This window comes from Arthrobacter sp. Soil736, from assembly GCF_001428005.1.
Classification (GTDB): domain Bacteria; phylum Actinomycetota; class Actinomycetes; order Actinomycetales; family Micrococcaceae; genus Arthrobacter.
The window spans coordinates 39,699-42,766 of record NZ_LMSB01000035.1; the positions used below are offsets into that span (position 1 = coordinate 39,699).

At 56.8% G+C, this 3,068-nt stretch carries 5 protein-coding genes; 4 read left to right on the forward strand and 1 reads right to left on the reverse strand.

Annotation, left to right across the window (positions count from 1 at the left end):
* The coding region (locus ASG92_RS29030) for a hypothetical protein (RefSeq protein WP_162256342.1) at positions 1-226 on the reverse strand (226 nt) is incomplete at its 3' end.
* Between the two features lie 194 nt (positions 227-420).
* On the opposite strand from ASG92_RS29030, the gene ASG92_RS19895 reads away from it, so the two are divergent.
* The 4 genes from ASG92_RS19895 (at position 421) to ASG92_RS19910 (ending at position 2,808) form a co-directional block, all read left to right on the forward strand.
* Entirely contained in the window at positions 421-867 is a 447-nt protein-coding gene (locus ASG92_RS19895; RefSeq protein ID WP_157372300.1) for a hypothetical protein, read from the forward strand.
* 104 nt (positions 868-971) lie between these two features.
* Complete coding sequence (locus ASG92_RS19900; protein ID WP_056632330.1) at positions 972-1,850, forward strand: hypothetical protein; 879 nt, start codon at positions 972-974, stop codon at positions 1,848-1,850.
* A gap of 43 nt (positions 1,851-1,893) precedes the next feature.
* Positions 1,894-2,211, forward strand: coding sequence for an Lsr2 family protein (locus tag ASG92_RS19905; protein ID WP_056632332.1), 318 nt, complete (start codon positions 1,894-1,896; stop codon positions 2,209-2,211).
* Positions 2,212-2,472: 261 nt separating this feature from the next.
* Complete coding sequence (locus ASG92_RS19910; protein WP_056632335.1) at positions 2,473-2,808, forward strand: hypothetical protein; 336 nt, start codon at positions 2,473-2,475, stop codon at positions 2,806-2,808.
* The last annotated feature ends 260 nt before the right edge of the window (positions 2,809-3,068 follow it).

Genomic DNA, 3,068 nt, shown 5'->3' on the forward strand with positions numbered 1-3,068 from the left:
CGGCGGTCTCCGGGGACGCCACGCAGAGGACCTCGCAGAAGTTGTATGGAGTGGCCGTGAACTCGAACTCGGCCTTGCGCCCCCCGCGGCTCGTCCGCTTGGCGAGGGCGTCCAGCAGGCTGTTGCCACTCGGGAGGTCGCGAGCGTACGTCTCCACGACGCGGCGGTGCACATCGTAAGACGGAGCGTCCGGGAACCTCCTCCCCGGCACGGGATCGCTGCCCATACGTCCGAGACTAGACCCTTCCCGCGCCGTCAGAGGTCCTCGGGACGGGAACGCCAGATGCCTTGAGAGGCATGGCCGACCGATTTCGATTCGTCCCGGCCCAGATCACCGACAGACAAGGAGGCGTACCACCCTCTACCGGCGACCTCCCAAACCTCGTCCACGACGAAGACACACACGTGGCGAGGTCACACATGCTCACAGAACCACACTTTTTGGAGTTTTGTACACCCTCAGGGGCTGTGCGGCACGAACTGCTAGAGCGGCACCACGCCGTTGAGGATGAGGAAGGTATAAATGCAGAGGATGATGAAGACACCACAGACCGATTCCAGCAGGATGATATGACCTCGCCTAGACCTAAGGGCTGCATCATTTCCATGACGATCATTCCCAGGCAAACCATTATCGCTGACCAGACCGCTTCGGCTTCAAAGCTATTGGCGGAGCCACGTGCGATAGCCCGCACGGCAGACAGTTCACCGACGACAATCACCACTACGAGTGCAACCCAAAACCCCAGGAAGAACGGCTTGGTTCGCTTGCTGGCCTTTTCAATGAGTTTTGCGAAGGCGTCTGCCTGCTTCAAGCCCACCACGATGGCAATTAACAGCGTCGGTATGGCGGCCGCCGCTATCTGAAAAAAGATGATGGGAACATTGTTCATACTCGTCATCGTGCCAGATTTCGGCCCTGGCCAGGACCGTGACCTAGTCCGTCGGCCTCATCCCATATAGTCCTCAACATGACAACGCACACATCCGCTGACCTGGCCTCCATGGCGGCACGAGTACCCGATATTGCCGCTTCAAAGAAGCTGCTGCTATTCGACGCCGTCTACCTGAACCAGCCAGAGGTCACCATGGATGGTGAAAACGTGACTATCGACGAGGCCATCGAAGTCGCGGTGCTGACCGGCGCTCCCTTCGTTTCGCTGGAAATGGACGAATTCAACCCTAAAGACCTACTGGCAGAAGTACTTGAAAATGTCCCGGAAGATGCTCCCTCGGCCGAGAACCTCAAAGGCCTAATCGGTGGCGCCGCAAAGCACAAGGGCGAGAGTGAGCGGCTTTGGCTGTGCTGGGCTGCTCAAGGGCTGAGTTATGAATGGAGCGCGACAGCCGACTGGCGGCGGAAACTGGCCGTCGATCTAGCCAGGGTCAGGTTCGAGGGCCAGCAGCTAACGGCCAACCAAGAGAGAGCCAGAAAAACGGACATGGATGCCCTAGTCACCCTGCTGATTGAATCGCCGGAAGTCAGGGCCGCCCAGCCGACCAAGCGCCATCCGATTGGTCACGCAGTCATCTCCAACACCGGTTACGAGGAGGATGAAGGTGTGATTATCCGGGCATGCTCAGAAGCAAACATTTTAGTGGGACGCCGCGCACAGGAGCTTGAACTATCTCTCAAGCCGCGATTGAACGAACTGGCTGAGGAGTTCCGGAAAACTCCCGAATGGAAGGCCGCCACATCCAATCCAAAGCGTCAGGCGGCGGCGGACGCCTTTCTCATAGGTAAGGCTGACGGCTACCGCCTCAGCGGAAACATTATGAATCCGCTCATCGACGCGGCCAAAGCACTGGATAATTCCATGGCGAACAAGATCACCTTTACGCCGAGGTAATTTTCCCGGTAAATTCCCAGCCAATAGATGATAGCCTCGTTTTATGGCACGCAAAATAGTAACGATTCTTTACGATGATCTCGACGGTTCGGAAGCAAGCGAAACCCTAAACTTCGCACTTGATGGCACTGAATTTGAGATTGATCTCACTGAAGCCCACGCTAGTGAACTCCGCGAGGCTCTCAGTAAGTACACGACCGTAGCTCGTAAGACTTCCGGCGGCCGCGGACGGCCGGCTCGTAAGACAAGTGGCAGCGACGCCAAAGCAATCCGCATGTGGGCTCTCGACCAAGGGCTCCAGGTCAACACGCGTGGCCGGATTCAGGCCGACATCGTGGAGAAGTACCAAGCAGCTCACTGATAAGGAGCCAGAATGGCCACCTGCCCTAAGTGAAACCACGACCTGCCGGCGGATAGTCAGTCCGGGCGTTGTCCCCATTGCGGACGCGCATGGATCAAGTCAAACTTCACCAGCGTCGGCACTCTTGAAGTTACGAGGATTGAGATCGGCTATGGAGCTCAAAAGTCATGGCTTGAGCAATGGGGCCAGGTCGAACGGTCATATAAGCAAATTCAGGACCTTTACCAAGCGACCGCCGTCGATAATCTGGAAGCACAGACGGTGTTGAAAGACTTCTTCATACACAGCTGGCATCTTGGCGAATGGCTCGCAAAAGACACTGAAACGAGTGTTCAGGGGCCGGAAATCAAAGCCTTACTCGAAAGCGAACCCGACATTGAGATATGCAACGCCATGGCAAACATGGCCAAACACTATAGTCGCGGCCCAAAGGCGATGAGCGCTCGTGTTAGCTCGCTAGTTACCAAGCCCCACGGCAAGGCGGCCATTGAGATTTCTACCGCCGGCGGCAAGCATGAGCGTGACGCCCTGGAACTCGCCACGAGCTGCATGGCCATCTGGCAGAAGTTCCTGGAATCTCACGGCCTAAAAACGTAGGCCGACACCAACCAGGAAAATAGTGCGCACGTCAGATTGGTCGGGCAACCAGCCATCGGGCCGGCGCTTTTTTGGTTTTTGGTGCTCTGGATCGCGGTGTTCTTTCATGTCGCAATTCCTCCCGACTCGCATCGGATCGCGTACGGCGATCCTTCCATTAACGGGCTCTTCGTGGTTCGTGGGGAAATGATTCCGTGTCGTAGCTGAAAAAAGGGCCCGTGGCCCTGCTGGGATGAGTGTGTCTAAGCATTCAACCTGGA